The organism is Arthrobacter sp. NPDC093125 (assembly GCF_044754225.1).
Lineage (GTDB): Bacteria > Actinomycetota > Actinomycetes > Actinomycetales > Micrococcaceae > Arthrobacter.
Map to the genome: position 1 here is coordinate 109,962 of NZ_JBIVOQ010000009.1, position 16,855 is coordinate 126,816.

Sequence of the window (16,855 nt, forward strand, 5' to 3'; positions counted from 1 at the left end):
ATCCATCTCACCATGTCCGGCACGGTGCGGCGCCTCCCGGATGCCCCTGTTGACTTTGACTATGATCAAATGATGACCTCTTCGAGCTACTTCCGATTCCCGCACGTTCACGGCGATCTGGTCACGTTCGTGGCCGAGGACGACGTCTGGATCGCGCCCCTCGGCGGCGGCCGCGCCTGGCGCATTTCCTCCCTGCAACTTCCGGCCCGCAATCCCCGGTTCACGCCGGATGGCAAGAAGCTCGTGTGGTCGGTCGTGCAGGGAACGGCGCCTGAGGTCGTCATCGCCGACGTCGACGGCGGCGGGTACCGCCAGCTGACCTTCTTCGGCCACAGCACCACGAGGGTCAAGGGCTTCACGGCCGCCGGTGAGGTGGTGGTCACCAGTGCGTTCCGCCAGGCCGAGAGCCGCCATACCCATGCCTACCGGCTGTCCACTGACGGCGGGTGGGCGGAGGAGCTGCCCTTCGGGCCCGTTGAATCAGTAGCCTTCGGCCCCGAGGTCGGAGACGAGAAGCCCGTGGTGGTAGCCAGCGTGCTGTCGAGGGAGCCGGCGTGGTGGAAGCGTTACCGGGGCGGCACGGCCGGGAAACTCTGGATCGACGCGGACGGCAACGGCGAGTTTGAGCGGCTGCTTCCGGACCTCGAGGGCAACCTCGCCGATCCGATGTGGGTGGACGGCCGGATCGCCTTCCTTTCGGACCACGAGGGCTACGGCAACCTGTACTCGGTCCTGCCTAATGGCAGTGACCTGCGGCGCCATACGGACCATGAGGACTTCTATGTTCGCCACGCCTCCACGGACGGCAAGCGCGTGGTCTTCGAATCCGCCGGAGAGCTCTGGATCCTGCACGATCTTGGCTCCGACGCCGTCCGGATGGACATTTCGCTCGGTTCGGCTTCCCAAGGACGCCGTCCCTCCTTGTTGAAGGTCAGCAAGCACCTTGGCGACGTCCGTCCCGACGCCGGCGGAGCAGCCAGCGCGGTGGAGGCGCACGGAACCATCCACTGGCTGCGGCACAAGGACGGCCCCTCCCGCGTGGTGGAAGCCACCCCCGGAGTAAGGGCACGCCTTCCGCGTCCCCTCAGCGAAGGGCGCATCGCCTATATTGCGGACCACGACCATGAGGAAGCCCTGTACATCAGGGAGATTGCACCGCGGCTGGCCCCCGCCACTCGGGCCGGCCAGGCTGCCGTGACAGCGACCAATGCGGACGACGCCGCTGAACAGCCGGTTTCGGGAACGCCCGCGCCGCTGCCCAGCCCTGTTTCCGCGTCCGGCGTCGTCGGCCAGGGCGTTGAGGTGCCCGTGGCGGACGATTCCCGTGCCGACGTCGCCCCGGCCGCCGAAAGCGACGAGACCGGTACCGCAGCGTCCACCGGCACGACGCCCATCCGGATCGCGTTCCCGCAGCCGTCGCGCGCCAGTGCCATGGAAGCCAGCCCCGACGGCCGCTGGCTCGCGGTGGGCACCTCGTTCGGAGATGTCTACATCGCCGACACCCGCGAAGGCACCCTCACCCCGGTAACCAGTATCGGTGAGGGAAGCATTGACGCCCTGTGCTGGTCCCCGGACTCTGCCTGGCTCGGCTGGGCGGAGCCCGTCACGTCGTTTGGCTCCCGCAGCCGCCTCCGGATGACGCAGGTGGGAGCAAACGGACAGGGCGAAAAGCAGCCCATCGTCGACGTGACAGACGGCCGCTTCCGTGACCAGTCGCCGTCGTTCACTCCCGACGGTAAATTCCTCGCCTTCCTGTCCAACCGCAGCTTCGATCCGGTATACGACGGGCACTCCTTCGACCTTTCGTTCCCGAGCCCGATCAAGCCCTACCTCGTGGCCCTGGCGGCTGACACGGCATCGCCGTTCGGTCCTGACGTGGACCTTTCATTTGAGGAAGGGACCGGAGAAGAGGGCACGGAGCAGGACAAACCTGCGCCCGTCCGCGTGGACGCAGAAGGACTTTCCCACCGGGTCATCAGTGTTCCGGTCCGGCAAGGCAACTACGCGTCGCTGGCTGCGGCCGAAGGCGCGCTGCTGTGGCTGGACTGCCCCCTGTCCGGGGTCACCGGAGACGGCAAGGCCAGCCTTGAGGACAAGGACGAGGCACCCAGCCTCGTCCGGTTCGATCTCGCCAAGCGCAAGAGCGCAACCATCGTGGACTCCCTCGACAGTTACATCGTTTCCGGCGACGGCAAGAAGGTGGTGGCCGTCCACGAGAAGCAGGTCCGGGTGGTGCCCTCGGATGCCAAAGCGGACGAGGAATCCGGACAGCTCGTCAAGGTGGACCTTTCGCGCATCCGCGTGAAGATGGACCCGGTCAGTGTCTGGGGACAGGCCTTCGACGAAGCGTGGCGGCTGCAGCGGGACTTCTTCTGGACCGAGGACATGGCAGGACAGGACTGGGAATCGGTCCACAAGCGCTACCGGCCGCTGGTCGAGAGGCTCGGTTCCCACGACGATCTCGTGGATCTGCTGTGGGAACTGCACGGGGAGCTTGGCACATCCCATGCCTACGTCCGCCCCGCCGCGGCCACCGAGAACGGCAGCAATGGCCAGGGCCGCCTCGGCGCTGACCTGTCGTTCAACGGAGAGGGATGGGAGATTGTCCGCATCCTCGCCGGTGAGTCCTCGGACCCCATGGCGACGTCGCCGCTGGCCCGTCCCGGCGCCGCCGCCAAGGCAGGGGATGTCCTGCTGGCGGTCGACGGCGTGCAGCTCACGGAGACGCTGACGCCTGCCATGCAGCTTGTGGGGGCGGCCGGCCGGACGGTGGAACTCACCGTACGCAACGGGGCCGGCCACGGTGCCGCGGCAGGCGGGCAGCGGCGCATTGCCGTGGTCCCCATCAAGGACGAGGAACGCCTGCGTTACCAGGACTGGGTTGCGGCGAACCGCCGAACGGTGCGCGAAGCGTCGGGAGGGAAGTTCGGCTACCTCCACGTCCCGGACATGATGGCCAACGGCTGGGCTCAGCTGCACCGCGACCTCGACACCGAAACCGCTCTCGACGGTCTCATCGTTGACGTGCGCCGCAACCGCGGCGGCCACACCAGCCAGCTTGTGGCTGAGCTGATCGGCCGCAAGGTGACGGGCTGGAGCATGCCGCGCGGTGAGAAGCCGCGCACTTATCCGCACCACGCCCCGCGCGGTCCCGTCATCATCCTCGCCGACGAATTTGCCGGGTCCGACGGCGACATCATCACCCAGGTGTCCAAGCTGCGGGGGATCGGCCCTGTCATCGGAACCCGCACCTGGGGCGGCGTGGTGGGCATCGACAGCCGATTTACGCTCGCCGACGGCACCGGGGTCACCCAGCCGCGCTACGCCACCTGGTTTGGCGGGGGAGTGGGCTGGAACGTGGAAAACCACGGCGTTGCACCCGACATCGAGGTGACGTTCCCGCCGCACGCCTACGCAGCCAACCGGGACCCGCAGCTGGAATACGGCATCGGCGCGCTGAAGGAAATGGTCCAGGAGATCCCCACTGACCGTCCGCCGGCACGTGAAGGCTACCGGCGGCTGCGGCCCGCACCGTTGCCGGCCCGCCGGCACACGGCTGGCTGACGCTCCGGCGGCAAAGCGCGCGGCATAGGCGCAGGCACAAAAAGGCCCTGTGGGTTCTGGTTTGTCCAGAACCCACAGGGCCTTGCTGTCGGCGCTGCCCGCCGCCGTCAAGCGGCTGGGACATCGCGCCGGGAATCAGGAAGCGGCGAGCGTGGCGTCGAGGGTGATGTCGATGCTGGCGAGGGCGCCGGAAACAGGGCAGCCGACCTTGGCTTCCGCTGCGATCTTCTGGAACTCATCTTCGGAGATGCCCGGGACCTTGGCATTCAGGGTCAGATGGCTGCCCGTGATGCCCGTGCCCGGTACGAAGGTGACATCCGCCTTGGTGTGGACCTCTTCCGGCGTGTGGCCGGCCTGGGCGAGGGCGTGGCTGAATGCCATGGAGAAGCAGGCCGAGTGTGCGGCAGCGATCAGCTCTTCCGGGCTGGTCTTGCCTTCCGAAGCCTCGGTGCGGGCCTTCCAGGTGACCTCGTAGGTGCCCAGTCCGGAGCTGTCGAGCGTCGTGTTGCCGGCACCCGTCATCAGGTCGCCGTTCCATATTGTGTGTGCGGTGCGTGTTGCTGCCATGTCCACTCCTTAACTAGGGATCAGTCCAACTACAAATCAGTCCAGGCCCAGGCTGCCGCCCGGCCCTTCCTGCTCAATCCTAGGGATTGGCAGGTACGGACGCACGGGTTGTCCGCTGTCAGAGGATTATGACCGGGCCCGTCGCCAGTTCAGCGGGTTCACTGCCAGAGAGTGGCGATCGCGATGTTCAGCAGGGCAAGGCCGCCCACGCTGTGTGCTAGGCCCTTCGAGATGGGCTCGTCCTTCTTGTACTTGCGGCGTCCAATGAAGGCCAAGACGATGACGGCCAGTGCAATGGCAAACTTGATGCCCAGCTTGAAATAGTTGGCGTCCATGTCCAGGGCGGGAATCAGCCCCATCATCACGATGCCGGTGAGCAGCTGCAGCGCGGCGCCGTCGAACTGCCGGGGGTGGACGGTGGGCTTCTTCATGTTGCCGATCCAGATGCCGACGATCATGGCGGCGCCGACGATGTGCAGGAAGACCATGATGTTATAGACGATGTTCATGGCACCAGTGTAGCCAGAGCATTCTACGCTCCGTAGTAGGACCGCCGGTGGGTCTGGCAAACCGTATCTGCCCACGTCGGCGGGGTGTTCTGCCGGTGCAGCAACAGCAGCGGACCCTGAAACAGCGGCGGGTGTCCGAAAGCGGCGCAGCAAAAAACGGCGGCTGCCGGCCGGTGGTTTCCCACCGGATGGCAGCCGCCGTTTGACGGTTTATTGAGCCTTGAGGCCCCGCGTCCTAGAGGCCCTACGTCCTAGAGTCCGAGGTCCGATTCGAAGGCACCCTCTTCGAGTCGTGCCTTCAGCGTCTGCAGGAAGCGTCCTGCGTCGGCACCATCCACCAGGCGGTGGTCGTAGGTCAGCGACAGGTACATCATCGAGCGGATGGCGATCGAGTCATCGCCGTTCTCGTCCTGCACCACGACGGGCCGCTTGACGATGGCGCCTGTGCCCAGGATGCCGACCTGCGGCTGGTTGATGATCGGCGTGTCAAACAGGGCGCCGACCGAGCCGATGTTGGTGATGCTGAACGTGCCGCCGGACAGCTCGTCCGGGCCGATCTTGCCGTTGCGGGTGCGGTCCGCAACATCGGCGATCTTGCCGGCCAGGCCGGCAAGGTTGAGGGTGCCGGCATCGGCAATGACCGGGACCAGCAGGCCCTTGTCGGTGTCGACGGCGATCGCCAGGTGCTCGGCGTTGTAGTAGGTGATTTCCTGCTTGTCTTCGTCGTACGCAGCGTTGAGCTTGGGGTGCTGCTTCAGGGCCTCGGCCACAGCCTTGGCGATGAACGGCAGGAAAGTGAGCTTGGTGCCGTTCTGGGCCTGGAACGAGTTCTTCGCCTTGAGGCGCAGCTTGGCGATCCTGGTCATGTCCACTTCGTGCACCTGGGTCAGCTGCGTGGACACATCCAGCGATTCGCGCATGCGGCGGGCGATGACCTGGCGGATGCGCGGTGCCTTCTGGGTGGTGCCGCGCAGCGAGGAAGCAGCCGCGGCAGCAGCCGGGGCGGGGGCTGAGGCGGCTGCCGGAGCTGCAGCGGGGGCGGCCTTGGCTTCGGCGGCGGCCAGGACGTCCTGCTTGCGGATACGGCCGCCGACGCCGGTGCCCGACAGGCTGGCGATGTCCACACCGTGCTGGTTGGCCAGCTTCCGGACCAGGGGAGTGACGTAGCCGTTGTCGCCGCCGGCGGCAGGCGCCTCGGCGGGAGCGGCTGGAGCCTGAGCTGCAGGCGCCTGGGCGGGAGCGGCCGGAGCCGAGGCTTCTTCCTTGGCCGGAGCCGGTGCAGCAGCCTGGGCCGGTGCGGCCGGTGCTTCAGCAGGCGCCGGAGCAGCGGGTGCTTCGGCGGGCTTCTCAGGGGCCGGTGCGGCTGCGGGAGCGGCAGCGCCGGAACCGATGACGGCGAGCACGGAACCAACTTCAGCGGTCTCGTCCTCGCTGACGCGGATTTCCTGCAGCGTGCCCGCTACCGGGGACGGGATCTCGGTGTCGACCTTGTCGGTGGAAACCTCGAGCAGCGGCTCGTCAACTTCCACGGTGTCGCCGACTGCCTTGAGCCAGCGGGTGACAGTGCCTTCAGTAACGCTTTCGCCGAGTGCCGGGAGGGTGACCTCGTGGCCTTCGCCCGATGCGGCGGGTGCTGCTTCAGCGGCAGGAGCTTCGGCGGCCGGTGCTTCGGCAGCAGGGGCCTCTTCGGCCGGTGCTTCCTGCGCGGGTGCTTCCTGGGCCGGTGCTTCCTGCGTGGGTGCTTCCTGCGCGGGGGCGGACCCGTTGCTGGAGCCGTCACCGATGCGGACCAGGGGAGCGCCAACTTCTGCTGTTTCGTCTTCAGCAACGAGGATTTCCTCGATGACGCCGGCGATAGGAGAGGGGATCTCAGTGTCTACTTTGTCGGTGGAGACTTCGAGCAGCGGCTCGTCCACCTCTACCCGGTCACCTACCTGCTTGAGCCAGCGGGTGACGGTTCCTTCGGTGACGCTCTCACCGAGGGCGGGCAAGTTAACGGATTCAGACATGTCGTCCCCGTTCTCCTTATTGATCTTTGTGCGAATGATTGCTGGCTTGTTCGAGCCTAGTGCACGCAGCAGATATTGCCGGGTGCACTAGGCCCTGTGTTCTTGTGGAGCTGGTGTAGCCGCGGACCTGGCTGTTAGCCGTGGAGGGCTTTGCCCGCGAGGGCCAGGTGGGCTTCGCCCAGTGCCTCGTTCTGGGTCGGGTGGGCGTGCAGCAGCTGGGCCACATCCTCCGGGTAAGCTTCCCAGTTCACGATCAGCTGCGCTTCGCCGATCTGCTCGCCCATGCGCGAGCCGATCATGTGGACGCCCACCACGGGGCCGTCCTTCTGCCGGACCAGCTTGACGATGCCGCCGGTGCCCAGGATGGAGCTCTTGCCGTTGCCGGCGAGGTTGTATTCCTGAATCTGGATCTGGTCGTCTCCGAACTTCTCCTTGGCAGCCTTTTCGGTGTAGCCGACGGTGGCGATTTCAGGCTCGGAATAGGTGACCTTGGGGATGTTGACGTCTTCGACGATGGCCGGCTTGAGTCCGGCAATTTCCTCGGCAACGAAGATGCCCTGCTGGTAGCCGCGGTGGGCCAGCTGGACGCCCGGGACGATGTCGCCCACGGCGTAGATGTTGCCGACGCCGGTGTGCAGGCGTTCGTTGGTGATGACGAAGCCGCGGTCGATGGTGATGCCGGCATCTTCGAAGCCGAGGTTGGCGGTGACCGGACCGCGGCCGACGGCGACGAGGAGCAGGTCTGCCTCGAACGTCTTGCCGTCAACAAGGGTGACCTTGACGCCGTCGCCGTTCTGCTCGACGCCCTGGAAGAAGACGCCGGTGGAGAACTTGATGCCGCGCTTCTTGAACGCGCGCTCGAAGTTCTTCACGATCGCAGCGTCCTCGTTGGGGACCAGCGACGGCAGGCCTTCAACGATGGTGACGTCGACGCCGAAGGACTTCCAGACCGAGGCGAACTCGACGCCGATCACGCCGCCGCCCAGGATGATGGCGCTCTTCGGGATGGTGTCCATGGTGAGGGCTTCGTCGGAGGTGATGACCTTGCCGCCGATTTCCAGGCCCGGGAGGGTGCGGGAGTAGGAGCCCGTGGCGAGAACGATGTTCTTGCCCTTGTAGGCCGTGCCGTTCACGACGACAGTGTCGGTGCCCTTGAGTTTGCCTTCACCTTCGATGACGGTGATGCCCTTGGACTTGATCAGGCCTTGCAGGCCCTTGTACTTGCCGGCAATGATGCCGTCCTTGTAGGCGTTGACGGCGCTCATGTCGATGCTGTCCAGGGTGACGTTCACGCCGTATTTGGCGGAGTCACGGGCGTGGTCGGCCAGTTCGGCCGAGTGGAGCAGAGCCTTGGTGGGGATACAGCCGTTGTGCAGGCAGGTGCCGCCAAGCTTGGCCTTCTCTACGAGCCCAACGGAGAAGCCAAGCTGAACGGCCCGGAGGGCGGTGGCGTATCCGCCGCTTCCGCCGCCGAGTACCAGGATGTCGAATTCTTGCGCAGTTGCCTGATCGGCCACTTAGACGCTCCCTCGCGTGAACGATGACACGAGAGTACGCATCATCTGGTCTTGGAACTTGCTCTGCCGTGATTATGCCAGCAGGCCAGTTCCCTTTCATTTGTGACTACCGTGGTTCACCTTAGCGAACCACTTATCCATGCTCCACCTTGCCGCCGCTTTTGTGGAGCGCTTGTGTCGAGTGTCACGCGGCTGTGTGGCGAGGGGATCATCCGGCCTGCCACACAGCCGCGTGCCGCGTCACGCCCGGGCCAAAAGGTCCTCCGCGTATGCCACGAGCGTGCGGACCGTGCAGCCAGTGCCCTGCTTGGGGGTGTAGCCGTACGGCGCCCCGTTATTAAAGGAAGGCCCGGCAATATCGATGTGCGCCCACGGGATGGCCTCGCCGTTCTTCCCCTTGCCCACGAACTCCCGCAGGAACACCGCCGCAGTCATCATGCCGCCGTGCCGCTCACCGATGTTGGCGATGTCAGCCACCTGTGAATCGAGGCTGGGCCGCAGCTCCTCAGGAAGCGGCATGGGCCAGACCAGCTCGCCGGCGCGGTCCGCTGCTGCTTTGAGCGGGGAGGTGACGCTGTCCGCGCCCATGACGCCTGCGGTGCGGTTTCCGAGCGCGATCAGCTGCGCGCCGGTGAGGGTGGCCACGTCGATGATGACGTCGGGGTGCTCCTGGCTCGCTGCGACGATGCCGTCGGCCATGACCAGCCTCCCCTCGGCGTCGGTGTTAAGGACTTCAACCGTCTTGCCGCCGAACATCGTGAGGACGTCAGCCGGGCGGGACGCAGCCCCCGACGGCATGTTTTCGGCGATGCAGAGCCAGGCCGTCGCCTTCACCGGCAGGCCGAGGCCGGCGAGGGCCAGCACTGTGTTAAGGACGACGGCGGCACCCGCCATATCGCTCTTCATGTCGCCCATGCCCAGGGCCGGCTTGATGGAGATGCCGCCCGTGTCGAAAGTGATGCCCTTGCCCACAAGCGCGATTTTCCGGGTGGCCTTGGCCGGCGAGTATTCGACCTTCACCAGGCGGGGCTGGCGGGCAGAGCCCTTGCCGACGCCCATGATGCCGCCGAAGCCCTCTTTTTCGAGGCGCTTTTCATCCCAGACGGTCACCTTGACGGGCAGGCCCTTGGCGAGTTCCTTGGCTGCATCGGCGAAAGTCTCCGGATAGAGGTGGCTCGGCGGCTGGTTCACGAGCGAGCGGGTGGCGTTGACGGCCTTCCCAACGAGGGCGGCCCGCTTCAGTGCCGGCTCCAGGTCCTTGCCGCCGGCCAGGTCGGTGAAGATCACCGCGTTCCGGACCGGGTCCTTGAGCCCGTCTTTCGAGGTGCGGTACTCGGTAAAGGAGTAGGCACCGAGCGCAGCGCCTTCGGCGACGGCTTCGACGTCGGGGACGTCCGCCGTCGGGAAGGCAAGGGTTACAGTGGGCAGTCCCGCAAGCTGGCGGACTGCGGAGCCGGCTGCGCGGCGCAGCGCTTCGCGGCTGAGACGCTGGCCGGGGCTTGTCTTGCCGACGCCGGCCAAGACAACGATGCCGTTTCCTGCTTCCGGAAGTCCGGGAAGGCGGACAATCTGGTCGGCCGCCCCGGTGATGCCGAGGACCTTCAGCGATTCGGTCAGTGCTTCTGCTGACTTGGCGGACAGTGGGTTTTCGAGCAGGACCGGACCGTCCGCGCCTTGTCCCACGCCCACGACGACGGCGTCGCTGGCCGCCTTCTTGAGGTCGCGCGCAATGGCACTAATGTCTATTTCACTATTCTTGACCACGAGGATCAGTCCTCAATTCTCTGTGACGATTCGGGCAGGAAGTGCTGGCAAGGCGCCCGCTTTTCCGGACGCCCTCCCGCGGTGGAGGCCGCCGGCAGCGGACCCCAGCAAGGCCAATTTCGATCGTAGTCTGTCGCTGGCTCCCCGCTGGGATTGAATGAGAGCCGCGCCACTGCGGTCCCCGGAATGAGCCGGGCGGCACCGGCGTTATGGAGGTAGACCCTGACCACGAAAGGAACTCGCCGTGTTTGAACGGATTTCCGGCTCGCTGCTGGACCCCGATGCGCTCTATGCCAAAAACATTGAGCTGTTCCACAGCCCCCAACTGCGCGGGCTGAACCTGGTGATGGGATTCACCGGTTTTGCCGACGCAGGCCATGTTGTCCGCCAGATCACCTCCGAGCTCCTCGACAACCTCGAGTCCGAGCGTGTGGCGGTTTTCGACGCAGACCAGCTGATCGACTACCGCTCCCGGCGGCCGCACGTGACTTTCGTGGAGGACCACCTCGAGGATTACCAGGCACCAAGCCTGGCACTGTACCGGCTTGTGGACGGGCTGGGCAGGCCGTTCCTGTTCCTCGCCGGATTCGAGCCGGACCTGCAGTGGGAGCGGTTTGCGCGTGCAGTTGTCCAGATCGTGGAGGCCCTCGACGTCAACCTCGTGACGTGGATCCACTCCATCCCCATGCCGGTTCCTCACACCCGCCCGGTCGGCGTGACCGTGCACGGCAACCGGCCCGACCTGATCGAAGGCATCTCTGCGTGGAAGCCGACCGTGGAAGTGCCGGCAGCGGTGGGGCACGTGCTGGAACTGCGCCTCGCCGATGCCGGGCGGAACGTGGCTGGCTACGTCATCCACGTCCCGCATTATCTTGCCGAGGCCGAATACCCGACCGCGGCCGTGGCGGGTCTGGAGTACCTCGGCGCTGCGGCTTCCCTGATGCTGCCCACAGACCGGCTCCGGGAGTCGGGGCGCGAAGTGGGACGGCAGATCGCCGAACAGGTTGAGGCGTCGGCCGACGTCCAGCAGGTGGTGGCCAAGCTGGAGGCCCGCTACGACGAGAAGGCAGAGGGGACCGTGCGCCGCTCACTGCTGGCCGACGAGAACGACGAGCTGCCGGACGCGGACGCATTGGGCGCGGCTGTCGAGGCTTACCTCGCCCGGGAGAACCCGGCGCAATAGCCCCCTCATAACCTCGGTCACTATCACGGGCTATTGATTCATGGAGCAGGCGGCAGGAGCCATGGTTCCTATGAAAGACACAGGCAGGTTGCCGCGGGAAACCGTGGCGAGGCTGGCATCCGCCGTTGATGCCGGGATGTCAGGAACAGTGAGCGTCCTGGCCGGGCTGGTTGCTGTGCCCGGCATCGCCTGGTCCGACTTCGATCCGGGCGCTCTTGAGCAAAGTGCGGGGAACGTCCGGAAGCTGCTCAACGAGGCAGGATTTGTTGACGCGGAAATCATCCGCGGCACGGACCCGGCAGGTGAACCGGGCGCACCGGCGGTTATCGCCGCCAGGTCTGCCACTCCCGGGATGCCCACGGTGCTGTTATATGCCCACCACGACGTCCAGCCGCCTGGCCCGGCCGAGGAATGGGGGAGTGACCCGTTTGTTGCCGTGGTGAGGGACGGACGCCTGTGGGGCCGGGGCGCGGCCGATGACAAGGCCGGAATTATCATGCATGTTGCTGCTGTCCGGGCCCTGGACACAGTCCTTGGGCCAGGCCACGGCCTGGGCCTGACCGTCTTTATCGAAGGAGAGGAGGAGTCGGGGTCGCCGACGCTGCCGGCCCTCCTTGCACAGCACAAGCCGCGTTTCCAGGCAGAGGCGGCCATCGTTGCTGATGCGGGCAGCTGGAAACTCGGAACTCCTGCACTGACCACCAGCCTGAGGGGACTGGTCGACGGGACCATCGAAGTGCGGACCCTGGATCATGGGCTGCACTCAGGGAGTTTCGGCGGCCCTGCCCTCGATGCCCCCACCGCCCTTGCCCACCTGATGGCCACCTTCCACCACGAGGACGGGTCAGTCGCAGTCGAAGGTCTCGCTACCGCAAGCCCCGAAGGTCCGGATTTCACCGAGGAGGAATTCCGCCGTGACGCCGGCGTCCCGGCCGGCGTTCAGCTGGCGGGCACAGGGAAGATCAGCTCCCGGCTGTGGGGCAAGCCCGCGCTGTCCTTCGTCGGACTCGATGCCCCGCCCATAGCGACCGCGCCGAACACCCTGATTCCAGCGGCCGCCGTTAAGTTCAGCCTCCGGATTCCACCCGGCAATGACCCCGACGAGGCGATGGAAGCCGTCCGCCGCCACGCCCTGAAGCACGCCCCCTTCGGCGCCGAAGTGACATTCACACCGGGCACAAAAACCAAGCCGTTCGCAGTGGCGCCCCGCGACCGGATGGGGCAGATAGCCCTGTGGGCACTCGGGGAGGCCTGGGGAACCGAGGCGGTGACCAGAGGCACCGGCGGGTCAGTCCCGTTCGTGGCCGAACTGACCCGGCACCAGCCCCGCTGTTCTATCCTGCTGACAGGACCCAGAGACCCGGATTCCCGTGCGCATGGAGCCAACGAATCCGTGCACCTGGGCGAACTAAGAAAGGCTATCCTGGCCGAAGCCCTGTTTCTCACCGCCCTCTGCCAGCAGCCCGACGGCGCCCGCCTTAACCAGGATGGGCGGCAGGTGTGACCTGGCTATGCCCGCATCGCGGCCGAAGAGATCATCCTTTGGTTTCTCCCCGACGGGAAAGTACCGCCACTGGTTGGCGGTTGCGTCTCCTTGGTTAGACGTCGCGTTGTGAAGCCAGGGAGCCTACGGCAGCTTCAACGGCAGCCACGAGAGATTGGACATCGGTTTCGGTGGTGTCCCATGAGCACATCCACCGGACTTCGCCGCGTGCCTGGTCCCAGTCATAAAAGCGGAAGGATTCCCGGACTTTCGCGGCCGCCCCGGGTGGAAGGATGGCAAAGACACCATTGGACTGTGTCGCTTGCGTAAGTAAGACACCGTCAATGGCCGAGATCCCTGCGCTGAGACGTTGAGCCATCTCGTTGGCATGGCTGGCGGACCGCAACCACAACCCATCCGTCAGCAGGGCTGTCAGCTGCGCAGAGACAAACCGCATCTTTGAGGCAAGCTGCATGTTCATCTTGCGCAGGTAGTTCAGGCCTGGGTCGGACTGTGGGTTGAGCCAGACAACGGCTTCGCCGAACAGCAGCCCGTTTTTGGTGCCGCCAAAGGACAGGACGTCAACACCGACGTCGGTGGTGAATGCCTGCAAAGGGAGCCCGAGATGTGCTGCAGCGTTGGCCAGCCTTGCTCCGTCCAGGTGCAGTTTCATTCCCTTGGCATGGACGTGCTCAGCAATCCGATGGATTTCCTCCGGCGTGTAGCAGGTGCCGAGCTCGGTGGTCTGGGTGATCGATACGACCAGCGGTTGGGCCCGATGCTCGTCCCCCCATCCCCAGGCTTCGGCGTCGATCAGTTCCGGGGTGAGTTTGCCATCCGGTGTCGGGATCGGGAGGAGCTTTACTCCGCCAATGCGTTCCGGGGCGCCGTTTTCATCGGTATTGATATGCGCTGTTGCCGCGCAGATGACAGCGCCCCAGCGCGGGAGCAGGGCTTGGAGGGCAAGGACATTGGCCCCGGTTCCATTGAAGACGGGATATGCCGCAGCAGCTGTCCCGAAGTGGGAACGGACGACCTGTTGCAGCGCCGCTGTGTAAACGTCTTCGCCGTATGCGGTGACGTGTCCTTCGTTGGCTGCCTGAACTGCTTCGATGATTTCGGGATGAGCCCCGGCGTAGTTATCCGAGGCGAAGCCCCGGTAGCTCGGGTCGTGCAGGCGCCCAGCCAGTACCTGCGGGACGCCTGCTTTGGAATCAACGCTGACGCTCATGCCGGTGAACCCGCAAGGTGGCCGGCCGTGAGGGGCAAGCGCAGCCCGTTGATCTGTTCTGCCTCCAGGCCGAAGATCCGCTCTACGGCGTCGGCCAGGACACTGACATCGGTGAAACCCGGAAATCTGCGTTCCGGCTGGGCTGCGCGCATCCGGTCATCGACCAAGGCCTTGACGACGAAGACCAGGGCGGCTGAGTGCTGAGCGGAGCGGGGGCTTTCGTTTCCTCCCTGCAGTTGCCGGAATCCGTCGGCCACGGCCAGGGTCCATGCCTCGGCCGCGGACTTGACGGCAGCATAGGCGGCGCCGTCCGCTGTCGGTGAGGAAGCGGACTGTGCGGAAACAATGGCCAGGCGTCCCGCCGGGGAGGTAGCCAAGTCATCGTAAAACGCGCGGCTGGTGTTCCTCAGGGTGGTGAGGACGCTGGTGTGCAGGAAGTCCCAGTCTTGATCCGTCTGGCCTTGAATACCGGCGCCGCCGCGCCACCCTCCTACCAGATGGATAAGGCCGTCCACGGGACCCAGATCATGCCGGACCGCCTTCGCCAAGTCCTCAACGGCTTGCAGGTCTGCGAGGTTGCAGACATAGCCCGTGACGTTGCCGTATGCGCCCGAGAGCTCCTGCACCCGGTCCTGAAGAATGTCCACGGCGGCTACGCGTGCCCCTGCTTGCGAGAGGGTACGGACCACTGCAACGCCGGCAGCGCTTGTCGAACCGGCGACGACGACCGTACGCCCTGAGAGGTCCTGGCTCATGCGCCCGCCCCGCCCTCAGTCTTCACAGGGCTCTTACCGGTGATCCCGGCGGTTGATTCAATGACCGGGCGCATCTTCTTCTCCAGTGCCTCGTAGAACATTGACAGGGGAAATTCGTCATCAAGGATCTGGTCCGTCAGTCCCCGGGGAGGGCCGTCGAGCGGAAGGGCGTCCGGTCCCTTGGCCCAGACGGAGGCCGGGTTGGGCGTGAGGGTTTCCGAGACCAGCTCATAGGCAGCCAGCCAGTGTGCGGTCTTCGGCCGGTCGATTGAACGCCAGTAGAGTTCCTCGATGCGGAGACCCAGCTCGACGACCACGCCGGCGACGTCCTTCCAGTCGATGTTCAACTTCCCATCGGTCCAGTGCAGGACCCTGTGCTGGTGCATCCAGGCGAACAGCAGCTGGCCGCCCACGGCGTCGTAGTTACGGACCCGGTTCCCGGTAATCGCGAAGCGGAAAATGCGATCGAAGATCACGGCGTACTGGACCAGCTTGGCGTGCCTGCGGGCGTCCTCGGAAGCCGTTTCATCCCGCTCGATGAGGACTGCTTCGCGGAAGGCGGTCAGGTCACAGCGAAGCTCCTCGAGGGAGTACAGGAAATACGGCATCCGCTGCTTGATCATGAACGGGTCAAAGGGCAGGTCGCCGCGCATGTGGGTCCGGTCATGGATCAGATCCCACATCACGAAGGTCTTCTCCGTGAGGTGCTGGTCCTCGATCAATTCCGCGGCGTCAGCAGGCAGGTCCAGGGAAGTAATGTCGGCAGCAGCTTTCAGGACGCGACGGAACCGGGCAGCTTCGCGGTCCGCGAAAATGCCTCCCCAGGTGAACGAGGGGGTGCTCCGCACCGCCACGCTCTCGGGGAAGAGTACTGCGGAGTTCGTGTCGTAGCCGGGGGTGAAATCGACGAAGCTGATCGGGACGAACAGCTTGTTGGAGTAGTTTCCTGCCTCCAGATCAGCGACGAAAGAAGGCCAAATAACCTCGATGAGGACGGCCTCAAAGTAGCGGTTAGTGCTGCCGTTTTGCGTGTACATGGGGAACACAACCAGGTGCGGCAGCCCATCGATGCGCCACTGCTCGGGGTGGAAGGCTGCCAACGAGTCGAGGAAATCAGGTACGACGAAGCCCTCGGACGCCCACCGCCGGAAGTCCTGCACGAGCAGTTCCAGGTATTCCGCGTCGTGGGGAAGGTGGGGGCGCAGGTCCTCGATTGAGCCAGTAATGGTGCTGACATTCTGGCGGGCCAGGTCGTGGTTGGCGGGTTCCGGAACAGAACCGTCCTGCGCTTGAACCTGCTGCAGTCCAATGACGGCTGCCTTTAGAGCCTGCCATGCCGGGAGCGCCTTGAGGTCTTCTGCCCGGGTGGTTGTCACCTCGAGGTGTGCGATGACGGACATGTTCATTCCTTCCGTTGAGGGGGTACTCGAAGAACGTAGCAATGCGTAAGCATGCGTGATGCCTTTTTCGCCTATGCGTAAGAACTTCTTTTGCTCGGGGCGGGCTCTTTTCACCTTTGCCAGCGCGGGCCTTGGGGTCGAACGATTTCGAGTCACCCTGAAATCGGCGATCATGAACCTAAAAAGTAGGCACAGTGGTGTGATGGTCCGCGGCTTAGCTCCTACCCCTGGTGCCGATCAGCAGATGCTTCAGCAGCCCGGGCCGCTCCGGCTCTGCCGCCCTGCTCCTGGTTCAAATTCCCGCTGACACTCACAATCGGACAAATCGGACAGTAGCGTCGACGGGTTGCTGATCTGTCCGGGGCTTCAGCGCTGTTTCCAGATGCTCGCGGACGAAGTCCCGCAGTTCCGGGTTGCCGCGATCGTCGTTGTTTACGGAACGGTTCCTTCAGCGTTCGGGACTGCGAGAGGCCACGCAGCCCGCCGGCGGGAATCAGTCGCCTAACGCCGGCGGGCAGTCCTAGCAGATCGTCAGGGCCGCTTACTTATCCAACGAGGATGAATCAGCAACTCTTACGCTCAACGCGGGTATCTTCGGCATATTCGTAAGACTTCGGTGCATTGGTCGTGCAACATTCGCTTCGCCAAAGGGCGCCTTCTTTTCCTGTGTTAGCTTGATCACCGTCTTCCCGGCCGGGCCCGCCGGAAAGCTCAATCCACCGCAGCTACCTTTTCGGAGGCACCATGGGACTTGGCTCCCTCACGCAAACAGACAATCGGGCTATCTCTCCCGGCACCACTGAAACCGGTCTGTGCTTCGGCTCAGGACTGCTCAGCCCGGGGTCCACCACCACGCAGGCGGGACCCCTCGGG

The 16,855-nt window shown here is 65.0% G+C and carries 11 protein-coding genes; 3 read left to right on the forward strand and 8 right to left on the reverse strand.

What is annotated here, in order from left to right; genetic code table 11:
• The first annotated feature begins 72 nt into the window (after positions 1-72).
• On the forward strand, positions 73-3,564 hold the full coding sequence (locus ACIP9X_RS16135; RefSeq protein WP_400480795.1) for a S41 family peptidase: 3,492 nt from the start codon (positions 73-75) through the stop codon (positions 3,562-3,564).
• A gap of 135 nt (positions 3,565-3,699) precedes the next feature.
• On the opposite strand, the gene ACIP9X_RS16140 is transcribed toward ACIP9X_RS16135, so the two are convergent.
• The 5 genes from ACIP9X_RS16140 to ACIP9X_RS16160 form a co-directional block, all read right to left on the reverse strand.
• A complete protein-coding gene (locus ACIP9X_RS16140) occupies positions 3,700-4,131 on the reverse strand; it encodes an OsmC family protein (RefSeq protein ID WP_400480760.1) in 432 nt (143 codons plus the stop codon).
• A gap of 158 nt (positions 4,132-4,289) precedes the next feature.
• Entirely contained in the window at positions 4,290-4,640 is a 351-nt protein-coding gene (locus tag ACIP9X_RS16145; protein WP_400480761.1) for a hypothetical protein, read from the reverse strand.
• 251 nt (positions 4,641-4,891) lie between these two features.
• Positions 4,892-6,649 carry a 2-oxoglutarate dehydrogenase, E2 component, dihydrolipoamide succinyltransferase gene (gene sucB, locus ACIP9X_RS16150; RefSeq protein ID WP_400480762.1) on the reverse strand — a complete coding sequence of 586 codons (1,758 nt, stop codon included), beginning with the start codon at positions 6,647-6,649 and terminating at the stop codon, positions 4,892-4,894.
• A 134-nt stretch (positions 6,650-6,783) separates the two neighbouring features.
• On the reverse strand, positions 6,784-8,166 hold the full coding sequence (gene lpdA / locus ACIP9X_RS16155; RefSeq protein WP_400480763.1) for a dihydrolipoyl dehydrogenase: 1,383 nt from the start codon (positions 8,164-8,166) through the stop codon (positions 6,784-6,786).
• Positions 8,167-8,406: 240 nt separating this feature from the next.
• Entirely contained in the window at positions 8,407-9,930 is a 1,524-nt protein-coding gene (locus ACIP9X_RS16160; RefSeq protein WP_400480764.1) for a leucyl aminopeptidase, read from the reverse strand.
• Between the two features lie 244 nt (positions 9,931-10,174).
• On the opposite strand from ACIP9X_RS16160, the gene ACIP9X_RS16165 reads away from it, so the two are divergent.
• The gene (locus ACIP9X_RS16165; RefSeq protein ID WP_400480765.1) at positions 10,175-11,113 is read left to right on the forward strand and encodes a proteasome assembly chaperone family protein; all 939 of its coding nucleotides are present in this window, start codon (positions 10,175-10,177) and stop codon (positions 11,111-11,113) included.
• Between the two features lie 70 nt (positions 11,114-11,183).
• Positions 11,184-12,617 (forward strand): M20/M25/M40 family metallo-hydrolase, encoded by a 1,434-nt coding sequence (locus ACIP9X_RS16170; RefSeq protein ID WP_400480766.1) that lies wholly within the window; start codon positions 11,184-11,186, stop codon positions 12,615-12,617.
• 94 nt (positions 12,618-12,711) lie between these two features.
• Here the strand turns inward: ACIP9X_RS16170 and ACIP9X_RS16175 are convergent, their stop codons facing one another.
• Genes ACIP9X_RS16175 through ACIP9X_RS16185 form a run of 3 tightly spaced genes read right to left on the reverse strand, consistent with a single transcriptional unit; the run spans position 12,712 to position 15,982 of the window.
• Positions 12,712-13,827 carry a threonine aldolase family protein gene (locus ACIP9X_RS16175; RefSeq protein ID WP_400480767.1) on the reverse strand — a complete coding sequence of 372 codons (1,116 nt, stop codon included), beginning with the start codon at positions 13,825-13,827 and terminating at the stop codon, positions 12,712-12,714.
• Positions 13,824-14,582: an SDR family NAD(P)-dependent oxidoreductase gene (locus ACIP9X_RS16180; protein ID WP_400480768.1), complete on the reverse strand. Its 759-nt coding sequence runs from the start codon at positions 14,580-14,582 to the stop codon at positions 13,824-13,826. Before ACIP9X_RS16180 ends, ACIP9X_RS16175 begins: the two co-directional genes overlap by 4 nt.
• On the reverse strand, positions 14,579-15,982 hold the full coding sequence (locus ACIP9X_RS16185) for a DUF6421 family protein (RefSeq protein ID WP_400480769.1): 1,404 nt from the start codon (positions 15,980-15,982) through the stop codon (positions 14,579-14,581). Before ACIP9X_RS16185 ends, ACIP9X_RS16180 begins: the two co-directional genes overlap by 4 nt.
• Positions 15,983-16,855 lie beyond the last annotated feature (873 nt).